Raw genomic sequence first — 18,227 nt, forward strand, 5'->3', positions numbered from 1 at the left:
TGGCGGATGGATGAGGAGGTACATTATGTATGGGCTTTCTGAGGATGGGCTAACATCAAAGAAGATTGTTGCAGTCGCTTTGACAGCAGCAATGTGCTTAGGATTAAGCATGACAGCTTTCGCAGCTAAGAGTGCAGGATGGAGCAATGATGATCTTTGGAGTCCGGATGTTCTTAATGACTTAGGACCTAGCGAAGACGGTGATTGGGTTTTAGGACCGAATGGTTATGAGAGTGCTTTTATTAGCGCAAAAGATGCTAAGGGTCATAGAGTAGATATTTCATGGAGAGAGCTTAGTGCTAAGACATTAAAGTCTATCGATGAAGAAGGAAAAGTTGCAGATATCTTCAAGAAGAATGGTTTTGAAGTTCCTGATGATACAGATTTTATTCCGCTTTTGACTGGTAATATTACCTTTGATGAAGGTGTACCGGCAAATGGTGGTACAGTATCTTTCCAGTTAGCAGATTTAGGTATTGATTCTGAAGGTGTTAAGCCTGGCGAAACTGTATATGTAATGCAGGAGACAAATCCGGGATCTGGCGTATGGGAAATCTATGCGGCTACAGTAGGTCAGGATCTTGATATCGTTGTTACTCTTCCGCGCAATGGCGCACTTGTTCTTGTTAAGACTTTATCTGATGGTACTGTTGTAACATTGAACAAAACTACTGGCGAAGTTGTTGATCGTAAGCCTGCAGATAATGTAGCTAACAACAATGCTAAGGGTACATCCACAAACGCTAGTGGAGCAACTTCTCCGAAGACAGGTGAATTCTAATTCATCCTATTAGGATAAGTTAAAGAAATAAGAAACACTCAAATTAATAAAATAATGTAATTTCAATAATATACGTTATTTTGTGTGATAGGTAGTTTTAGAGCCGTCTTCCTGGTAGTCAGGAAGGCGGTTCTTATTTTATTGATAAGGTATATATTTTAAGTATCAAATGCGTATCACGTAAATTTGTATACAATGCACAAATATAAATTCTTATTTTTGTGCATTGTATACAACAATAAGGCTTTGTTGTAGTATTTTCTTTCTTGTTAGGTAAAGTAATGTGAAATTGGGATAAATACCACATAGTTAATAACTTATAGAGACAGATGCATATTGAATAGCTAAAAGTTTTTAATACAAACTGTTAAGCATATAACAAGAACCGCCTTTCTATCACCAGAAAAGCGGTTCTTTAGCTACCTATCACACAAAATAACGTATATTATTGAAATTACATTATTTTATAAAATTGAATGTTTCTTACTTCTTTAACTTATCCTAAGGATGAATTAAAATTCACCTGTCTTCGGAGAAGTTGCTCCATTTGCATTAGTGGAAGTACCTTTTCCAGCATTGTCATTAGCTACATTATCTGCCGGCTTACGATCAATAACTTCACCAGTTGTCTGATCTAAAGTAATAACAGTACCGTCAGATAAAGTCTTAACAAGAACAATTGATCCATTGCGCGGAAGCGTAACTACGATATCAAGATTCTGTCCTACTGTAGCTGCATAAACTTCCCATACGCCAGATCCCGGAGCTGTTTCCTGCATAACATAAACAGTATCGCCAGCCTGAACGCCTTCAGAATTAACACCTAAGTCTGCCAACTGGAATGTTAATGTGCCGCCACCTGCCGGTACACCCTCATCAAATGTAATGTTGCCATTCATAATCGGAATAAAATCTGTATCATCAGGCACATTATAGCCATTTTTCTTGAAAATTTCAGCAACTTTTCCTTCTTCGTCAATAGACTTTAATGTCTTAGCACTAAGCTCTCTCCAAGAGATATCTACTTTATGTCCCTTAGCATCTCTTGCATCAACAAACTGGTTGGCATATACATGATACACATTGCCTGCTGAATCTGTCCAATATAAAATATTACCATCTGCGTCAGTTGCCGGAACCCATCCCAATCCTCCTGGACCGCCAGGTCCCTGCTCTTTTAACACATCCGGACTCCAAAGGTCGTCCTTACTCCATCCTTCATTCTTAGCTGCAAAAGCTGTCATGCTTAATCCTAAGCACATTGCTGCTGTCAAAGCGACTGCAACAATCTTCTTTTTTCTTTTAGCCCCTTTTTTCACCCTTTCATCAGCCTCCTTTGAAGGCGAATTTCCTGCTGAAATCCCCCCTCAAATCTTGAAATTATTACCGTTTATGAGTATACTAAAAATATAAGAAACAGGATCAAAATATAGGCTATTTAAACAACTCTCACGTATAATAAAAATCAGCCAAATCACACATTCAATTTTAGATACACAAAAAAGGAGTACAGCATATGGGAAGATTTTTGAATCCGGATAACAGTGCATTCCAGGTCGCACTAAATTCGGAGATCTATGTTGATAAAACCGGTTTACTCGAATACACGAACAAAGTAATGGATACGAATCAGGCATGGATATGCAACAGCAGACCGCGTCGTTTTGGAAAATCAATCACTGCAAATATGTTAACAGCATATTACAGCAAAGGCTGTGACTCTGAGCAGATGTTCGCTGCAAAGGCTATTGGAAACAGCAAGTTTTTTCGGCAGCATCTCAACAAATATGATGTGATCCATTTTGATGTACAGTGGTGCTTATCTCCTGCAAAATCTGCCAATGCAGTAGTATCCTACATCGAAAAAAGCGTCATTCAGGAGTTGGAGTCCGCATTCCCTGATATTGACCTTCAAGCTGTGAAATCTTTAGCGGAGGCTTTATCCTGCATCAACAATATAGCCGGCAGGAAATTTATTATTATCATAGATGAATGGGATGTGCTGATCCGTGACGAAGCTGCCAATACTGCAGTTCAGGAAGAATATATCAATTTTTTAAGCGGGCTGTTTAAAGGAACAGAACCCACAAAATTTCTTCATCTTGCATATCTTACCGGAATTTTACCAATCAAGAAATTGAGGACTCAGTCTGCATTGAATAATTTTGATGAGTTCACCATGCTGAATGCCAGCATACTTGCCCCCTATGTAGGTTTCACAGAAATTGAAGTAAAAGAATTGTGTGAAAAATATAAAAAAGATTTTGAAGAAACAGCACACTGGTACGATGGATATTTACTTTCCGATTGCCATGTATATAATCCAAAAGCGGTTGTAAGCGCATTGATACGAGGCGATTTTCAAAGCTATTGGTCACAGACAGGTACTTACGAATCGATCCTTCCGTTGATAAACATGGATTTTGATGGTTTAAAAACGTCAGTCCTGCAAATGATTGCCGGAGAATCCGTAAAGGTGAAAACAACATCATATCAGAATGATATGGTCACCTTTAAGAATAAAGATGACGTGCTTACTTTACTAATACATCTGGGATATTTCGCTTATGATGAAAAAAATAAAACTGCGTTTGTTCCGAATGAAGAAATCCGAAGCGAGCTTATAGATGCGGCAGAAGATACTCAATGGAATGAATTTGTGGAGCTGCGGTATAAGTCAGACGAGCTGGTTCGGGCTACTTTGGATATGGATTGCGCTGCTGTTGCGGAGATCGTAGAAGAAATACATTCCGGATATGCGTCTGCAATTGCTTATAATAATGAGAACTCACTGAGCAGTGTACTGAGTATTGCATATCTCGGTGCAATGCAGTATTATTTCAAGCCGGTTCGCGAATATCCTACGGGGCGAGGTTTTGCCGACCTGGTATTCCTTCCCAAAAAAGAATATACGAATATCCCGGCATTGATCATCGAACTCAAATGGAATGAATCTGCGAAAACAGCGCTCCAGCAAATTAAGGACAAAAACTATGTTGCTTCTATTAAAAACTATACAGGGGAAATTTTATTTGTTGGAATAAATTACAATAAGAAAAATAAAGTACATGAATGTTTAATTGAGAAGTTTATTAAATAAGATAATTTGATGTTCTTTCGGTTATCAACCTGCTGGAAAATACTGGCTTCACTTTTGCTTTTTTAAGCATCTTCAATTAAACGATGCATTTTTAATCAAAAAATATACTTTCTACAATATGTTGCATAATATACCATACATGGAAATAAATGTTATAATTTTATAAAAATATTACATTTTTTGACAGATATATCAAAATTTCCAGGAGTGTTGTCCTTATATACGGAGGTACATTATGGCGAACATACAGCTTACGTACAATTTGAAAAGATATCGAGAAGCCTACAATTTTACCCAGCAGAAATTAGCAGACAAAATCAGCATCTCCCGCCAGGCATATTCTAATTATGAGGTTGGAAAAAGGGCTCCGGATCTGGATTTACTGACAAAGCTGTGTGACGTATATTCTATCACGCTGGATCAATTGGTACGTCAGCCATTCTCTCATGATGAGTATAAGGAAAATCGGATTCCCTATCATATTTGCTACAGGCACAACATGGAGGATATTCTTTACCTGACAGATAAAGAGATTCAATTTGTGTTGGAATACCGTGGTGCCGAATGGGAAAAGCAGCATTTGATCGCATATGTGCTGAATCAGGTAAAAAGGCAGGACAGATGATCTCTGTCACCTGTTCTGCCTTTCTTACCAAATATTTTATACGACTGCTTCAATGATTTGTTTACTGCCGATCTTCCTGTCGAACACACCGGTCTCTTTTTTCTTGTTAAAGTTAAAGCTCAGCATATAACCTGTTTGTTTATGGTAAATATCCAAATACTCTGTAAGTTGGGCTTCTCCGCGTTCATGATATTCTTTTCCGTGCCATATCTTCATTTCGATTAAAAATTGCTCTCCTCGATAATCCACGATCACATCAGTACGCTTTTTATCTCGTGTCTGTGATTCAATATAATAATTTCCAGTTCCGTTAATGATTGGTCTGAGATATAACAGGAAAAATCTTCTGCCGTATTCCTCCACAAACTTTTGATCTTTATCCCCATATAATTCTTGAAAATGTAGAACAAATTTTTCGAGAATTTTTCTTAAATTCAGATGTCCATCTACCACAAAACCGCTCTTATCTAAAAAGGATGCTTGAGTAATACGATCTTCTTTCCATTCTTCAGAAGTCAGAAATCTGTTATAGAGGCGTGTCTCAAAAATGCGATTTGCAATCACAACAACAGCCTCTTCACGTTTTGCAAACCCAAACATGACAGCAATATCAATTTCTTCCAGATCAGGATTATATACAATCTTGTCACCATTAAACAGCAGCTTACAGATTGCTCTTTTCAATTCGGGATAGTCTTCTAACTTATGGTTCAGCGAATCAAATAACGTGTTTTTTTCCAGGAGCAGCATTCTAACTGCGGCAAGAAAACCTTCTCTATTCCAAGTATTAGCAGGATGATGTAAGGCTAATGTCCCTGGCAGTTCTTCGTCCATTATTTTACATAAACGGCATACCAGAAATGGATATCCGGATGTTTCATCATAAATCAGTCCTGCCATTTGGTCAATATCCATTCCTGTATGCACATCTGACTCGTATTCCTGCAGCATCCCGGCAATCTCAGTTTTTGAAAAACTCATGTCCATTTTAAAATCCACCGCAATGTTCCATGGGCTGTTCAACTTGTGTACTTCTTCCGGCCTTAGTTTTCTTTTCAGATTTTTTATATCATAAACGCCTGCCAATATAACAGAATGAAAAGTAACGGTTCCCTTCCGTTCTCTTTGAAGATAATAGTTCCGTAATTGAGAGAGGAAGTCTAAAAAGACCTGATTATTCGCAGCAGTGTCAACTTCATCAATCATAAGGACAATGGGTTTATCTGACAGCTCACATATGGCTGTCAAATGGCGAAAAAGCTGCATCAGATAAAACTCTTCCTGAAATTCGACGGATCTTTTAAGATCTAGTATCGCATTTTCTATGGATTCTGATCTGTTTTTATATTCTATATCGAACTCACTTAAAAAACAGTCTGCAAATGCACGGGAAAATGAATCTTCGTTTTCGTACATTGCACTCCCTATAATCTGAAAATCCAAAAATATCACTCTATATTCATTTTTCAAAAAATCTGCCAAGGCGGCAAGCATTGTTGTTTTCCCATACTGCCTTGCACGATTTACCGCAAAATAGCTCCCTTTATCTATCATCTTTTTCAGATGTTCCAGACGGCTGTTTAAGTTGACCATATAGTGTTTTTTGGGTACACATAACCCTGTAATATTAAATTCCTTCCGCATCCTTACCTGCCTTTCTGAACAATGGTTATTTGATGCTTTTTTATATTTGACACGCTAGCCCTAGATTAAAACCTAGAAATCGAACCTGAAATGTAATTCCTTTGGAATCATATCCCCTTTCTATGTTACTTTTCGAAAGGTATATATCTATTATACATAGAAAAGAAATATATATCAACGAAACAATGGTCTGTTTTTGGGGAATATTATTTTTAATCTTACGCGGGATTGTTCCGTAATATATCTTGTAAATATTTCAAATTTGAGGATAAAAAAAGTGTAGTCAGATGGTGAAATATACGCCTGAAAAAGCCGCTAAAAGAAAAAAGAAGATTGTTGCAGTCGCTTTGACAGCAGCAATGTGCTTAGGATTAAGCATGACAGCTTTTGCAGCTAGAAACGGATGGAGCAATGATGATCTTTGGAGCCCGGATACACTTAAGGCAGATGGACCTCACGATGGTGGTTACTGGGATGAAACACCTAATGGTATTGTTGGTTACTTTGCAAGTGCAAAGGATGCTAAAGGCCATAAAGTAGATATTTCCTGGAGACAGCTTAGCAATAAGACATTAGAGTCTATTAATAAAGAAGGCAAAGTAGCTGAAATCTTCGAGAAAAATGGTTACAATGTACCTGATGATACAGATTTTATTCCACTTTTGAATGGTGACATCGTATTTGATGAAGGTGTACCGGCAGGTGGCGGCACAGTTACGTTCCAGTTAATTGATCTTGGTGTTGATTCTACAGAAGTTAAGCCTGGTGATACACTGTATGTTATGCAGGAAACAAGACCTGGTTCAGGTGTATGGGAAGTTTATGCAGCTACAGTAGGACAGGGTCTTGACATTGTAGTTACTCTTCCGCGTAATGGAGCTCTTGTTCTTGTTAAGACTTTATCTGATGGTACAGTAATATCATTAGATAAGACAACTGGTGAAGTCATTGATCGTAAGCCTGCAGATAATGTAGCTAACAACAATGCTAAGGGTACATCCACAAACGCTAGTGGAGCAACTTCTCCGAAGACAGGTGAATTCTAATTCATCCTATTAGGATAAGTTAAAGAAATAAGAAACACTCAAATTAATAAAATAATGTAATTTCAATAATATACGTTATTTTGTGTGATAGGTAGTTTTAGAGCCGTCTTTCTGGTAGTCAGGAAGGCGGTTCTTATTTTATTGATAAGGTATATATTTTAAGTATCAAATGCGTATCACATAAATTTGTGTGTTATTTACAAATATAATCTCTTATTTTTGTGTATTATATACAATAATATTAAGTTTTTATTGTAGTATTTTCTTTCTTGTTAGGTAAAGTAATGTAAAATTGGGACAATACCACATAATTAATAACTTATAAAGACAGACGCATATTGAAAATTAAAATTTTTCACCATAAATTATTAAGCTTATAACAAGAACCGCTTTTCTATTACCAGAAAAGCGGTTCTATAGCTACCTATCACACAAAATAACGTATATTATTGAAATTACATTATTTTATAAAATTGAATGTTTCTTAACTACTTTAACTTATCCTAAGGATGAATTAGAATTCACCTGTTTTCGGAGAAGTTGCTCCACTTGCATTAGTGGAAGTACCTTTTCCAGCGTTGTCATTAGCTACATTATCTGCAGGCTTACGATCAATAACTTCACCGGTTGTCTGATCTAAAGAAATAACAGTACCATCAGATAAAGTCTTAACAAGAACGATTGATCCATTACGCGGAAGCGTAACTACGATATCAAGATTCTGTCCTACTGTAGCTGCATATACTTCCCATACGCCAGATCCCGGAGCTGTTTCCTGCATAACATAAATAGTATCGCCAGCCTGAACACCTTCAGAATTAACACCTAAATCTGCCATCTGGAATGTTAATGTGCCGCCACCTGCCGGTACACCTTCATCAAATGTAATATTACCATTCATAATCGGGATAAAATCTGTATCATCCGGTACATTATAGCCATTCTTCTTGAAAATTTCAGCAACTTTTCCTTCTTCATCAATAGACTTTAATGTCTTAGCGCTGAGCTCTCTCCAAGAAATATCTACTTTATGCCCCTTGGCATCTCTTGCATCAATAAACTCATTGGCATAAGTATAATGCTTATTGCCTTCTGCATCTGTCCAATATAAAATATTACCGTCTGCATCAGTTGCTGGAACCCATCCTAATCCTGCTGCAGGTCCCTGCGATTTCAGAACATTTGGGCTCCAAAGCTCATCCTTGCTCCATCCTTCATTCTTAGCTGCAAAAGCTGTCATGCTTAATCCTAAGCACATTGCTGCTGTCAAAGCGACTGCAACAATCTTCTTTTTTCTTTTAGCGGCTTTTTCTACCTCTCATATAGATGAATTTTGTGCTGAAATCTTAAGATAGAAAGTTTAAACTTTGATATATTTCTGCTTAGGACTATTTGGTTTTTCAGGGATTGTCCGCTTCAATATATTAAATTTTAACAAGGGTTTAATAATTTGCTCACGGAAATATTTTTCGGTTTTGATTTCACAAAATTCCTGCATTTCTGCGCGTGAGCGAGGACTTTTACAAAATTCCAATAAGGCCCCCAGCATTTCTGTATTTAGCTTAACTTCAGTACTAGCTTCGGTACTAACTTCAGTACTAGCTTCGGTTGTAGACTTCGTATCTGAAATTGTTGAGATTGGGCCGACAGTAGCCGTTGCAGCTTCGATCAACGGGATCATTGTTTTAAATATATCTCCCTCAATAAATTGAGGCTCTGTGCCAGAATATAGCCGAGTATATTTATAGGTATTTCTCATGCCGGAACCAAGCTCATCAGCAAGACCGATTTCACGAAACACCTTGGAGATAGGAGGATTTTTGGGGTACGGTTCAAATGATGCAAGTTCTAAATTGCCAAAACCATGTGAACGGTTGCTGTTTTCAGCATAAATTTGTTCTTTTTCAATTACCATTTTTGCAACATATGCACTTGAAAAGTCTCGATGTGCCAATATATTTGAAACAATTTCGCGAAGAATTTTGTCTCTTGCACTGACACTGATTATTCCATCCATAACGAATATATCGTTCAAGTGTTTCTTACCAAAATCAATCAATCGGTCATAGCTGTCTAAAAGGTTTGTCAGTATAACGTCTCGATCATCGTAGCGATCAAGATTAAATACACGAAAAATGGCATCTGTCTTATGATGAGCAAGCACAGAAAAAATCAAATCATCTGGGCCAAACAGCAGAATTGCCGCAAGCGTGATTCCTGGCTTTCCTGTATCGCTGTCACGCAAAAGCAGATTAGTGCTGCGCAGGAGTTCTTCATCAGACATACCTCTCCAAGGATGGTTCTGTCCGCGTACTTTAGTCATCTCACGAACACGCTCTATCAGGTCGTGACGTAAATCAGTAACCTTGAAGACAGGAAATACTTTATTTACATAATAGGCACCTTGTTTCCTGGCATAAAGTTGATAAACAAGGTTTTCATTATTGGTGATGTTAATATCTGCTTCATGATTCCGATCATATATTCTTCCATTGCAACGACATACATTTGGATGCTGCGGTACATGTATATAGATAATATATTTGCCATCTTCTTCATAGACAGAAGGTGTAAGGTAGAGAGGAGGGTATATTTTGTTTCCATTGTTTACCGAAGTTACAAAATCTTTTTTCATCTGTTCAATACAGTCTGGCTTTATACCTTGGATTATTCCATTGTCATTTATACCTAGAAATATATGTCCTCCATCTCGATTAGAAAAAGCACATACGCTTTCATAGACATCTTTGGTAATATTTGTTGTAGATTTTTTAAATTCTACGATATGATTTTCACCAATAGAAATTAAATTGAGCAACTCTTGTGGAATCATGTTCCTTGTCTCCTTCCCTTAATGAATGCATATAGCCATTATACATAAGATATATATATCAATGAAGCATTTCTAACTGTACGGTTGCTAATCCGAAGCCGCATTTTCATTGCAATAAATTGCATAAAAATGTGACTCTAATGAGTACAGACGACTCCTGCTCCCACATTTATATCTTATTGAAAGGGCGGCTCCAGGGCATTGAGGAGCGGGATTGTAAGATGTTATAGCGTCCTCCCTTTCAAGAAACGTTTCTCTACAATTTCTCAATTACACACTGATGTTCCTTACTGTGGGTATCATAACTGATTCCCACAGCAAGAATATTTTTGACATTTTCTTTCTTCAGTTTTTCATAATACTCTTTATTCCGAATCTGTGCAATAGCAGACTCTGGTGTATCATCAGCCTTTAATTCAAGAATAAGCCCTGCGAGATTTCTCCGAATTGGGTGAAAGATAAAATCCGCAAAACCTTTTCCGCTCTTTTCTTCCCGCTCCATTCTATATTTATTGCGGGCAGAAAGATAAGCCAGCGTCACCACACAGGACAAGCTGTTTTCATCATTGTATTTCAGAATAGGAAGCTCGCTGTTATGGATATTGTGAAGATATGCTGCGACAGCGTCTCCATTCATATCCAAAGTGGCATTCAAAATTTCTCCGGAATTGTGGACAAGTTCTGCCACATACCCGAAGTCCTCATCCTCCAGTGACGCTTCAAATTCCAGCATCAGTTCTTTATTTGGTATGCATAAGCTTCCATCATGATAGGATAGCAGGCCATAGATGATCATTGCGGAGTAAATTTCTTTTTTGTTATCCGGTTTTTCCTGTCCGGCTGAAAATTCTTTTTCAATCTCAATTCTGACAGGGATGCTATTTACCATTTTCACCACGTCATCCCGCACTTCACCGATATTATATTTCAGGAAAAATAACACTTCATCCATCTTACCGGTCCGTGTCCAGTAGCTTTGACATACCGCATCCTCCAATGCACATACGACAGACCTTGGATTGTACAGCTGAACCCCGCTTCTTGTCTGATAACCGTTGTACCAGTCCCTGATCTCGTCCATCGTCAATGCGGACTGCTTATCACATAGCGCTTTTACCTCATCTTCCGTAAACCCAAAATATTCCTCAAAAAAGGGGTCTTTGAGCATGGTATATTCTTTAAACATATTCAGCGCAGAACCCGTACTGTATTTTTTAATGGGAAGAACCCCTGTCATATAGGCAAGCGCCACATAGGGCCGGTCTTTGAGCAGATTCCTCAAAAATTCCAGGAAGTCGCTGTGATGTTCCGGAAACAGTTCATGACTGAATATATAATCCCATTCGTCAATGATAAAAATAAATTGATCCTTTGTAGCGGTCAGCAGATCTGATATATTGCGGAATTGCTTTTCTTTCAGTTCGGGATAAGCCGCTTTTATATCCTCCGTTATGGATGCCTTTATGAGACCGATATAGTCTTCATAAGTGTTTCCGGCATCTGGCAGATCATTTAGGCACAGATAGATTACATTATATTGATTTAAATGCGCAGCATATGATTCACTTTTACTGATCTTCAAATCCCCGAAAAGTGATTCTGAATGATATGATCTTCCATAATATGCCCCAAGCATGTTCGCGATCGAAGTCTTCCCGAAGCGGCGGGGTTTTGTGATACAGATATACCGGTTCATGGTATTGATCCTTGCATTCATTATCTCAATCATACCGCTCTTATCCACATAATATTTGTCATGAGCGAGTATATGAAACATTCTGTTTGCGGAATCCGTATTTAAACATACTGCCATTGCCGTCCTCCTTGTGCCAGATTCAGTGGTAAACCAATGTCCTTTTTTTCATTCTATCATGGTGCTGCAGGGATTTCCAGTATCTTTTGGAACTTGACTTGAACAAATTGAGTTTTTGCTACTGTTCACACGATCCGTTTCGACCGAGGAACATGATATTGCGCCTTCTTCTTTTCAAGAATATAAGTATAAATCAGAAAGTTTGTATTCCGGCTTTTATACGGAAAAAACAACAGCCCTCTCCTACCACAAAACGATAACAGAAAAAGGCTGTTAAAAAATTTTTATTTAATTCAAAAGCTATTTTTTTATCATAATTACAGCAATGTATCCTATAAAAACATTAGTATTTATAAGCAAAAAAATACAATTAGTAATGGAAATTTACACCTGAAAAAGCCTCTAAAAGAAAAAAGAAGATTGTTGCAGTCGCTTTGACAGCAGCAATGTGCTTAGGATTAAGCATGACAGCTTTTGCAGCTAAAGGAGGATGGACTAAGAATGACCTTTGGAGTCCTGATGTGTTGAAAGAGCAGGGACCTGGCGGCCCAGGAGGATTGGGATGGGTTCCAGCAACTGACGCAGATGGCAATATTTTATATTGGACAGACTCAGAAGGCAATAAGCATTATTCTTATATCAATGAGTTTGTTGATGCAAGAGATGCTAAGGGTCATAAAGTAGATATCTCTTGGAGAGAGCTTAGTGCTAAGACATTAAAGTCTATTGATGAAGAAGGAAAAGTTGCTGAAATTTTCAAGAAGAATGGCTATAATGTACCTGATGATACAGATTTTATCCCGATTATGAATGGTAATATTACATTCGATGAAGGTGTACCGGCAGGTGGCGGCACATTAACATTCCAGATGGCAGATTTAGGTGTTAACTCTGAAGGTGTTCAGGCTGGCGATACTATTTATGTTATGCAGGAAACAGCTCCGGGATCTGGTGTATGGGAAGTTTATGCAGCTAAAGTAGGTCAGAATCTTGATATCGTAGTTACGCTTCCGCGTAATGGATCAATCGTTCTTGTTAAGACTTTATCTGATGGTACTGTTATTTCTTTAGATCAGACAACTGGTGAAGTTATTGATCGTAAGCCTGCAGATAATGTAGCTAACAATAATGCAAAAGGTACTTCCACAAATGCAAGTGGAGCAACTTCTCCGAAGACAGGTGAATTTTAATTCATCCATAGGATAAGTTAAAGAAATTAGAAACACTCAAATTTATAAAATAATGTAATTTCATAATATACGTTATTTTGTGTGATAGGTAGTTTTAGAGCCGTCTTTCTGGTAGTCAGGAAGGCGGTTCTTCTTTTTTCATGCTTATAATCAGGTGATCATTATAAGTATCAAATAAGTATCACATGATTATTGATTCAAATAACTACCTGAAAAGCCCTAGAAATGGCGAATTTAAAGGCTTTTTCTATGCGTAAGTCCCATCACCGCTAACTGTTTTTCAAAAGAGGAGGGCGAATTTCCGCCCTCCTGTAATGGCATTAAAGCCTAATTTCTTTTCTGACGAACAACGTAGATACTCCCAACGGTACCCAGTGCTAAAAGCATAAGTACCATATAGAACATAATCGCATTGTGGTCACCTGTCTTAGGTGATGCGTTTGATGCCTGTGTACTTGATGTAGTTCCAGTGCCGTTGGAGGAGACATTGTTATTATCGGTATTTCCTGTGTTGTTTCCATTGTTTACACCCGTATTAACACCGCCATTTACCGCTCCACTGTTTGCATCGTCTGTAGAGGAACTTCCGCTGTTGTTCCTATCTGAGCTGACCGAACCAGATCCACTGGGAGTTAAGTTCTCATCAGTCCAATTAGGATCCATATCAGTATCTGGATTTGGATTTGAATCAGGGTTCATCCAATCAGGATTTAAATCATCACCAGGTAATGGTTTTCCATTCCAATCAGGATCTTTGTCCGGGCCCGGGCCCGGATCCGGGTTCGGAGTTGGAGTCGGATTCGGTTTTGGTGTTTCCGGTTTTGTGGTTGGAGGTGTGTTAGACAGTTTTAAAATAGAACTGTCTTTACCATATAATTTTAAAGTGTCGTCGTCATATTTGTAGAAAATAGTGTTTCCATTCGGAAGTTTAAATGTATATCCTTCTTCAACACTGCCGCTTGTCGGTATTGCCAGGAACAACGGTGTTGATCCGTTATTATATTCCGGGTCACCGGCAGAGCCTGCATCAGAATTTGTAACATCTACCAGATAACTCTTTCCATCAATTACGACAATATTCCACATATGTCCGCCAGCACCAATTCCACCGCTCATGGTTCCTGTTACCGTATAGCATTTTGTGTTTGACGGTAAATTTGACTTATCGCAAAGATACTGGAATGCTTTGGAATATCCTTCACATACAACTTCTGTATCCGCATTCTTATCAAATACATACAATGGCTGCCATGCATTCAGATCGAGAGTCGGATCTTTTGCATTTGCGTTATACTTATCTCTTTCAGCATGATTATAGGAGGTTAAATTGCAGATCTCTTCCTGATATGCTTTTAACATATCTTTTATATCCTTATTTTCATTGTCCTGTACAATAACATCCACATTTTTCTTTGATTCTGTAGCAGCTATAACTTTGTCCCTGTTCACCCTTGTAGGATCATTCTTATCCTTATATTCATCAGCAATAGCAAATGTAAATGTTATAGATCCATCTCCATTGCTACTAATGCCAAAAGCATTAGTAGCTTCTTGATCATTCCAGAATAAGTCATATGGGCAGTCCCTCAATACTGTCTGATAGACCAACTTAAACAACTCATCATCTAAATCTCCTAGATCTTTTATATCCAATTCCTTTAGATCTATGGTAATAGCTGCTGTTCCGATGTTATTTGTTATTTCTTCTATTATTTTCTTGGAAATACGTTGTTCCAGGCTATCTGCTTCTAATACATCCTCAACAATTGACAATAACGCAATTCCAGCATTTGCATTTTCTGGTATCTCCAGATCTACTATTTCATCATTTGCCTGCTTAGGATCTTCAATCTCGTTGATTTCACTTTCATCCAAATCAATCTCTGGCTCATCAATCTGATTCCAGGGTGCTCTATCCGAATCATTGTCGCTGGCTACGGTATTACCTCCTGTAGAGAATACCGGCTTTTGATCAGATTCTGTAACATTCTGTTCATCATTGGAATTATTCCATCCGGCAACCCCCTCGGAAGTAACAGTGGGATTAAATGCATCATCCTGCTTCACATCTGCAGCCAACACAGACATACCAGAAAGATTCATTCCGCTGCTAAACAAAGCAAGAGATAACGCTAATGCCACCCCCTCCCTAATCATACCTTTCCTTTTTCCCATAGTTTTCCTGCCCCTTTCTAAAAGTAATTATTCCCGTCAATATTCAGAACTATATATTTTGTCCTTTACATATTGACAAGAATCACTTTTCTAAACAACAGAAAAGTGATTCTTAACATTCCTATCACACAAAATAACGTATATTATTGATATTACATTATTTTATAAAATTAACATGTTTCTTAATAACTGCTTATCCTTTTACAAGTATGTCTTAAAACTCACCTGTCTTCGGAGAAGTTCCAGCAGATGTGGAAGCATTTGTTGATGTGCCGGTTGATCCGCTAGGATTTGTATTTGTATTTCCAGTATTGTTTCCGCCCGGTACACGGTCAACTACATTGCCTGTTGTCTTGTCTACTGTGATAACATCACCATTAGACATAACCTTAACGAGAACAAGAGAACCATTTCTTGAGACATTTACTGCGATATCATAATTCTCACCTACTTTAGCCGCATATACTTCCCATACGCCTGAACCAGGTTTTGTTTCCTGCATCAGATAAACTGTATCGCCAGGTTCGATTCCCTCAGAATCAACACCCAGAGAATTTAATGCGAAAGTAACAACACCGCCGCCTGCAGGTACACCGTCTTCAAATGTAATGCTTCCATCTAACAACGGGATAAAATCCATCTTATCTGTTACATCGTAACCATTCTTTTCGAAGATCTCTTTTACCTTCTTCTCACTGCTGATAGACTCAAGAGCACCTTTGCTCAGCTCTTTCCAGGTAATATCTACAACATGGCCTTCCTGATCCATAGCTCTTGTGTACATAGCCATGTTGCTTGCGAACTGTCCCTGATGGCTGGTAGGTCCAACGGATTTCAGATAATCAGGACTCCAAAGAGCATCGTTACTCCATGGTTCACCCTCTCTTGCTGCAAAAGTTGTCATGCTTAATCCTAAGCACATTGCTGCAGCTAACGCAACTGCAACAATCTTCTTTAATTTAATCATTTTACTGTTTCCTCCTGAACTTCATTATTTTGTGTGATTATATATTAAAACCCTAAAAGAGTTTTAATACCATTCTTCATCGACCAACACGGCATTTACAAGCCAACGCTGATCCGGATACTCATCAATGCAGGTAGATAATGTGATGATTTTCTGTCCAAAAGAAACATCTATACTCTCATCCACATTTCCTTCCATGCATGCCTTCAATTCTGAAATGTACTTGTTAAAATCTTCATCATATGTAAAAGCATAATTGCCCATCAGGTAGCGGTCATCAAATGCTACCGCTGCAAAAATCTGATATTTCTTTCTTCCTCCCGGAAGCTGGATATAAATATCTCTGTTCTCATCGAAGAACTCTTTATCTTTATACTTCTTCAATTCACTGAACATTGTTCCATCATGTAAAGTATGTCCATAAATCACCGTAACCGGATCTGTAAAACCTGTTGTATTATACTTTTCAGTATAAATAGATCCCGGCAATCCTGTCTGTCCATCCATTGTCCGATTCAGATAATAATCATCTGCTTCTTCTGCATTCTGCAAAATCGGATAATCTATATTTGTTCCAGGAATCCTGATCCAAGCATATACATCTTCGTTAGTTGCCTGAAGTCCTTCAAAATCTACCTTTGTATCATAAGGATCATCTGCTTCTTTAACATTTTTCTCCTTAGCCTCGTCATACGCTTTACCGGCAGTTTCCGCATATTCCTGCGTCGAATTTGAACTATTCTTGCCCTTATTGCCATTAAAAGCTAAGAAGCCGCCGACCCCTCCAACAACAAGCAACGCTGCAACGCCGATTATAATCAGCAACTTTTTATTATTCATCCTCTAGTTTCCTCACTTTCTTTTGCAATCTATTTTTTTGCCTTATCTACTTCTTCATAGAAAGTGCTTATGATCATTTCTTTCATTGCATTCGCATCGACATGAAATTCCACAAATTCTTCTCCCAAAGCACTTTCACCCGGCAACATCTCTATAATATCTTCTGAAAGAGACATCTCCAGAAGTTCCGGCACAAGATATGTGATATCTGCTATCGAAATATTGGTACTCATATTTTCCTGCAGGCTCTGAAATATTGTAACTGGTAATGTCATATCTTCAGCAACAACTGTTTTTGCTTTTTCCAGGAAAGCCAAAGCATATTGCTTCTGACGTTGTGTTCTCAACACAGTTGTGTCTACCAAATGCTTATTCCGCTTTCTCACATATTGAAGAGCAAGTTCTCCTTCCAGATGTACCTCGTTCCCGACAACAAACTCCGGTATCTCAGACGAAAAATCCTCCTGAACCACGAGATCCACACCGCCTATTGCATCATTCACTATCGGCAATGCTGTGAAATTAATTGCACAATACTTTTGGATCGGCACATTATATAACAACTTTGAAACCGTCTCCATGGTTAACTCACCGCTTTGCTCAGCACGTGTTCCATATGCATATTGATAGCAAAGCTGCATTCTTTCTTTCTCGGTCACCTCACCGGTCTCAGATGTCATTGTTACATCTGTCATAGTGTCACGTGGAATCGCAATTATCTTTAATGTATCTTTCTTTGTATCAATGCTGACGAGCAATATTGCGTCACACATTCCCAAGATTTGACGACGGTCTATTTTCTTTTCCATCGCCTCGCCTTTGTCAATTCCAAGACACAAAATATTAATTACATCTTCCCGGTACTGATACTCTTTTCCATTATATGTAATGCGATTCTCACTTGCTTCCGCTTTCAGGCTTTTTTCTCCAACAGTGCGAAAACCAAAATATAAACCAACACCACATACCAAGAGTACACACAATGTCGCAGCAACACCTATAAGTACCTTCTGCCAAGTCGGCAATCTTTTCTTTCTTCTTCTCTTCTTTCTTTTTTTCTTTACAGGGGCGGGTTCTTCATCGTACAAATCTTCTATTGATAAAACCTCTATATCATCTTCAAATTTTTTTAAGTTTTTTATATCATTCATAACTCTTTCTCTCGCTTTAATTGAGTTACGCAAGTTCCTGTAAGATGTTCTTCTACACTTCC

14 protein-coding genes are annotated in these 18,227 nt (G+C 38.1%); 5 read left to right on the forward strand and 9 right to left on the reverse strand.

Annotation, left to right across the window (positions count from 1 at the left end; all coding sequences use genetic code 11):
• Positions 1 to 25: 25 nt before the first annotated feature.
• Positions 26 to 781 carry a hypothetical protein gene (locus EBB54_RS12740; protein ID WP_243127649.1) on the forward strand — a complete coding sequence of 252 codons (756 nt, stop codon included), beginning with the start codon at positions 26 to 28 and terminating at the stop codon, positions 779 to 781.
• Between the two features lie 512 nt (positions 782 to 1,293).
• Here EBB54_RS12740 and EBB54_RS12745 read toward each other — a convergent pair.
• The gene (locus tag EBB54_RS12745; RefSeq protein WP_125130770.1) at positions 1,294 to 2,025 is read right to left on the reverse strand and encodes a hypothetical protein; all 732 of its coding nucleotides are present in this window, start codon (positions 2,023 to 2,025) and stop codon (positions 1,294 to 1,296) included.
• Between the two features lie 272 nt (positions 2,026 to 2,297).
• On the opposite strand from EBB54_RS12745, the gene EBB54_RS12750 reads away from it, so the two are divergent.
• Both EBB54_RS12750 and EBB54_RS12755 read left to right on the forward strand, forming a co-directional pair.
• Positions 2,298 to 3,881 carry an AAA family ATPase gene (locus EBB54_RS12750; RefSeq protein ID WP_125127686.1) on the forward strand — a complete coding sequence of 528 codons (1,584 nt, stop codon included), beginning with the start codon at positions 2,298 to 2,300 and terminating at the stop codon, positions 3,879 to 3,881.
• A 235-nt stretch (positions 3,882 to 4,116) separates the two neighbouring features.
• Positions 4,117 to 4,506 carry a helix-turn-helix transcriptional regulator gene (locus tag EBB54_RS12755; protein ID WP_004081089.1) on the forward strand — a complete coding sequence of 130 codons (390 nt, stop codon included), beginning with the start codon at positions 4,117 to 4,119 and terminating at the stop codon, positions 4,504 to 4,506.
• Between the two features lie 36 nt (positions 4,507 to 4,542).
• Here EBB54_RS12755 and EBB54_RS12760 read toward each other — a convergent pair whose 3' ends face one another.
• Positions 4,543 to 6,150 (reverse strand): AAA-like domain-containing protein, encoded by a 1,608-nt coding sequence (locus EBB54_RS12760; protein ID WP_125127687.1) that lies wholly within the window; start codon positions 6,148 to 6,150, stop codon positions 4,543 to 4,545.
• 287 nt (positions 6,151 to 6,437) lie between these two features.
• On the opposite strand from EBB54_RS12760, the gene EBB54_RS12765 reads away from it, so the two are divergent.
• Entirely contained in the window at positions 6,438 to 7,196 is a 759-nt protein-coding gene (locus EBB54_RS12765; protein WP_243127651.1) for a hypothetical protein, read from the forward strand.
• 514 nt (positions 7,197 to 7,710) lie between these two features.
• Here the strand turns inward: EBB54_RS12765 and EBB54_RS12770 are convergent.
• The 3 genes from EBB54_RS12770 to EBB54_RS12785 form a co-directional block, all read right to left on the reverse strand.
• Positions 7,711 to 8,436: a hypothetical protein gene (locus EBB54_RS12770; RefSeq protein WP_125127688.1), complete on the reverse strand. Its 726-nt coding sequence runs from the start codon at positions 8,434 to 8,436 to the stop codon at positions 7,711 to 7,713.
• 120 nt (positions 8,437 to 8,556) lie between these two features.
• On the reverse strand, positions 8,557 to 10,029 hold the full coding sequence (locus tag EBB54_RS12775) for an RNA-binding domain-containing protein (protein WP_004081075.1): 1,473 nt from the start codon (positions 10,027 to 10,029) through the stop codon (positions 8,557 to 8,559).
• 256 nt (positions 10,030 to 10,285) lie between these two features.
• Complete coding sequence (locus EBB54_RS12785; protein ID WP_125127689.1) at positions 10,286 to 11,842, reverse strand: AAA family ATPase; 1,557 nt, start codon at positions 11,840 to 11,842, stop codon at positions 10,286 to 10,288.
• A gap of 464 nt (positions 11,843 to 12,306) precedes the next feature.
• On the opposite strand from EBB54_RS12785, the gene EBB54_RS12790 reads away from it, so the two are divergent.
• Positions 12,307 to 13,032 carry a hypothetical protein gene (locus EBB54_RS12790; protein ID WP_125127690.1) on the forward strand — a complete coding sequence of 242 codons (726 nt, stop codon included), beginning with the start codon at positions 12,307 to 12,309 and terminating at the stop codon, positions 13,030 to 13,032.
• Positions 13,033 to 13,359: 327 nt separating this feature from the next.
• Here EBB54_RS12790 and EBB54_RS30165 read toward each other — a convergent pair whose 3' ends face one another.
• The 4 genes from EBB54_RS30165 to EBB54_RS12810 form a co-directional block, all read right to left on the reverse strand.
• Positions 13,360 to 15,207 carry a hypothetical protein gene (locus tag EBB54_RS30165; protein WP_154677790.1) on the reverse strand — a complete coding sequence of 616 codons (1,848 nt, stop codon included), beginning with the start codon at positions 15,205 to 15,207 and terminating at the stop codon, positions 13,360 to 13,362.
• Positions 15,208 to 15,421: 214 nt separating this feature from the next.
• Entirely contained in the window at positions 15,422 to 16,174 is a 753-nt protein-coding gene (locus EBB54_RS12800) for a hypothetical protein (RefSeq protein ID WP_243127654.1), read from the reverse strand.
• 63 nt (positions 16,175 to 16,237) lie between these two features.
• Positions 16,238 to 17,014 (reverse strand): class B sortase, encoded by a 777-nt coding sequence (gene srtB / locus EBB54_RS12805; protein ID WP_125127691.1) that lies wholly within the window; start codon positions 17,012 to 17,014, stop codon positions 16,238 to 16,240.
• A gap of 29 nt (positions 17,015 to 17,043) precedes the next feature.
• On the reverse strand, positions 17,044 to 18,165 hold the full coding sequence (locus EBB54_RS12810) for an LCP family protein (protein ID WP_162307126.1): 1,122 nt from the start codon (positions 18,163 to 18,165) through the stop codon (positions 17,044 to 17,046).
• Positions 18,166 to 18,227 lie beyond the last annotated feature (62 nt).

This window comes from Schaedlerella arabinosiphila, assembly GCF_003885045.1.
Taxonomy (GTDB): Bacteria; Bacillota; Clostridia; order Lachnospirales; family Lachnospiraceae; genus Schaedlerella; species Schaedlerella arabinosiphila.

What these genes read in the sequence shown, in the direction of transcription:
- EBB54_RS12740 (WP_243127649.1), top strand. Translation starts at nt 26, where the DNA reads ATGTATGGGCTTTCTGAGGATGGGCTAACATCAAAGAAGATTGTTGCA.
- EBB54_RS12745 (WP_125130770.1), bottom strand. Translation starts at nt 2,025, where the DNA reads ATGACAGCTTTTGCAGCTAAGAATGAAGGATGGAGTAAGGACGACCTT.
- EBB54_RS12750 (WP_125127686.1), top strand. Translation starts at nt 2,298, where the DNA reads ATGGGAAGATTTTTGAATCCGGATAACAGTGCATTCCAGGTCGCACTA.
- EBB54_RS12755 (WP_004081089.1), top strand. Translation starts at nt 4,117, where the DNA reads ATGGCGAACATACAGCTTACGTACAATTTGAAAAGATATCGAGAAGCC.
- EBB54_RS12760 (WP_125127687.1), bottom strand. Translation starts at nt 6,150, where the DNA reads ATGCGGAAGGAATTTAATATTACAGGGTTATGTGTACCCAAAAAACAC.
- EBB54_RS12765 (WP_243127651.1), top strand. Translation starts at nt 6,438, where the DNA reads ATGGTGAAATATACGCCTGAAAAAGCCGCTAAAAGAAAAAAGAAGATT.
- EBB54_RS12770 (WP_125127688.1), bottom strand. Translation starts at nt 8,436, where the DNA reads ATGACAGCTTTTGCAGCTAAGAATGAAGGATGGAGCAAGGATGAGCTT.
- EBB54_RS12775 (WP_004081075.1), bottom strand. Translation starts at nt 10,029, where the DNA reads ATGATTCCACAAGAGTTGCTCAATTTAATTTCTATTGGTGAAAATCAT.
- EBB54_RS12785 (WP_125127689.1), bottom strand. Translation starts at nt 11,842, where the DNA reads ATGGCAGTATGTTTAAATACGGATTCCGCAAACAGAATGTTTCATATA.
- EBB54_RS12790 (WP_125127690.1), top strand. Translation starts at nt 12,307, where the DNA reads ATGACAGCTTTTGCAGCTAAAGGAGGATGGACTAAGAATGACCTTTGG.
- EBB54_RS30165 (WP_154677790.1), bottom strand. Translation starts at nt 15,207, where the DNA reads ATGGGAAAAAGGAAAGGTATGATTAGGGAGGGGGTGGCATTAGCGTTA.
- EBB54_RS12800 (WP_243127654.1), bottom strand. Translation starts at nt 16,174, where the DNA reads ATGATTAAATTAAAGAAGATTGTTGCAGTTGCGTTAGCTGCAGCAATG.
- srtB (WP_125127691.1), bottom strand. Translation starts at nt 17,014, where the DNA reads ATGAATAATAAAAAGTTGCTGATTATAATCGGCGTTGCAGCGTTGCTT.
- EBB54_RS12810 (WP_162307126.1), bottom strand. Translation starts at nt 18,165, where the DNA reads ATGAATGATATAAAAAACTTAAAAAAATTTGAAGATGATATAGAGGTT.